Genomic DNA, 1,754 nt, shown 5'->3' with positions numbered 1-1,754 from the left:
AGGGCGAAAAAACTGGTTGTTCTCAAATACCAGTAGGGGTGCACACACCAGTGCGATACTTTATAGCCTTGTTGAAACCGCAAAGGCCAATGACCTTGTAGTGCATGATTATATTTCTACTTGTTTACAGCACCTTGTTGAGCAGCCTGATGATCTTGACTCGCTGTTACCTTGGAACATTAAACAAGCTGGGTGTCGTTAGCTAGACTCTTACGAAGTAGTGTTATGGCAGCAAATGAAATGGGAGTTGGTTGGTCTGGGTCACATTTGAGGAATAATTACGTCAATAGCTGGGCCGGAGCAAATGGAGATACTGTTTATAGGAGGTATGTAGGTGGGAACTAAATGTTTAATACATATAATTGCTGGCATATCATTATTTCTACTTTCGGGTTGTGACAACGGCCCGAAGGAACATATTACCAGTCGTTTATCTGCTACTTGTGATGCCAATTCTAATGAGTTGTATAGGAAAGCAATATTTGAGCTTACTGAGTGGATAGAGAAAGAAAGTGTTGTACACGACTCTGGTCATTATTATATTTTTAATAATGATGTGTTTAAGGGTTTGTATTTAAACCCTAGTTATCATTTTAAATACGGCGTAAGGTATATTCTGGATAGCCAAGCTAATTCTCAAGTTAAGCAGTTAATTGTTAGAACTTTACAATGTTTGCCTCTTGCTGAGTATTTAGAACTTGGCAAGAGCATTATTGAATTGGATGATCTTGATTTGTCAACTACCTACCTGTCGCCAGGCCCAGAATATGGCTTCATCATTGATGAACACTATAAAAATAGTGACGTAAAGACTCTTTTGACTGAATTTCAGGTAAAACAGCCGGAACTAGCTGGAACAATTGAGCTTATAAGAACAGGAACTAACATTAATCGATACAGGGAGCTTAGAAAGTTTGGCGAAAAACTCCCTGTGCTTGAATGTTTGTAACTAAAAAGCAAGAAAGTGATTGGATATAAAAGATTATGTTTTTGACGTCTGTCCAATATTAGCCTTTGAAATGAGTAACTCATCCTCGCTTTGGTAAACCTTTTGGGAAGGGGGTAGTTCAGTCGGAGCTGGTTCAACATGGGAGCCTGAAGCTATTAATATTACATATTCTGAAAAGAATTAGTTTGTAAAATGAAAGCACTAGAGTTTTTTACAGAGAAAGTCTTAGGCAGCTCTGGTGAAGGGCTGTTTTCTGAAGCATTTAAAGAGTATCAGACATATATTGATAGCAATAAATCCAAATTACCGGATACAGTTGTAAATATTGTTAAGTCAGGCTGGTATTTCAATATACGAGATGTCCTAAAGATGCTTGGCTAATTAATCAAAGAATTACTGGCGCATTCTCAAGAGCATTCAATGAAGAAATGCACCCAAGAAAAGGAGCACCAATAATGCATGTCTCATCTTATGGGAAGGTGACAGTTCTTTTATAAAAACTGGACTTAATAGAGCCTTTAGATATTTTGGAGACTAAATGAACGAAGATAAAAAAATGGACTGGCTGCCGAGGTTAGGTGCTTTTATGATTGCTGTTTCTTCGGCAATTGCATGTGTTGCTGCTGTTGCTGGAATTATTATCGATGGTTTTGAAATGATTAGCCTTGCAGGGATTGCGGTTTCGTTATTATTTTTCTACGTATCAGTTACTATTTTGTTTAAAGGAAAGCCTCCTTCATTTTTAGAGTGGACTAGATAGAGATAGTTGGCTTATTTGTGAGCAACCTAAGCGAAACAAACGAAA

General features: G+C 37.6%; 4 protein-coding genes. All 4 read left to right on the top strand.

Translation table 11 applies throughout. From position 1 onward, the window contains the following. Nucleotides 1-202, top strand: a 202-nt coding sequence (locus CEX98_RS22430; protein WP_143484401.1) for a transposase domain-containing protein, incomplete at its 5' end; no start/stop codon positions are given. A gap of 132 nt (nucleotides 203-334) precedes the next feature. Further along, entirely contained in the window at nucleotides 335-949 is a 615-nt protein-coding gene (locus CEX98_RS22425) for a hypothetical protein (protein ID WP_099644146.1), read from the top strand. Nucleotides 950-1,141: 192 nt separating this feature from the next. After that, on the top strand, nucleotides 1,142-1,330 hold the full coding sequence (locus tag CEX98_RS22420) for a hypothetical protein (RefSeq protein WP_099644145.1): 189 nt from the start codon (nucleotides 1,142-1,144) through the stop codon (nucleotides 1,328-1,330). Between the two features lie 157 nt (nucleotides 1,331-1,487). After that, on the top strand, nucleotides 1,488-1,709 hold the full coding sequence (locus CEX98_RS22415) for a hypothetical protein (RefSeq protein WP_099644144.1): 222 nt from the start codon (nucleotides 1,488-1,490) through the stop codon (nucleotides 1,707-1,709). Nucleotides 1,710-1,754: the final 45 nt, after the last annotated feature.

The organism is Pseudoalteromonas piscicida (assembly GCF_002744175.1).
In the GTDB taxonomy this organism is placed as follows: domain Bacteria; phylum Pseudomonadota; class Gammaproteobacteria; order Enterobacterales; family Alteromonadaceae; genus Pseudoalteromonas; species Pseudoalteromonas piscicida_B.
The sequence above is the reverse complement of the archived record's forward strand: the minus strand, read 5'-3'. Positions and strand labels throughout refer to the sequence as shown.

Excerpts from the sequence above, each read along its gene's own strand:
- CEX98_RS22420 (WP_099644145.1), top strand. The coding sequence starts at position 1,142 with ATGAAAGCACTAGAGTTTTTTACAGAGAAAGTCTTAGGCAGCTCTGGT.
- CEX98_RS22415 (WP_099644144.1), top strand. The coding sequence starts at position 1,488 with ATGAACGAAGATAAAAAAATGGACTGGCTGCCGAGGTTAGGTGCTTTT.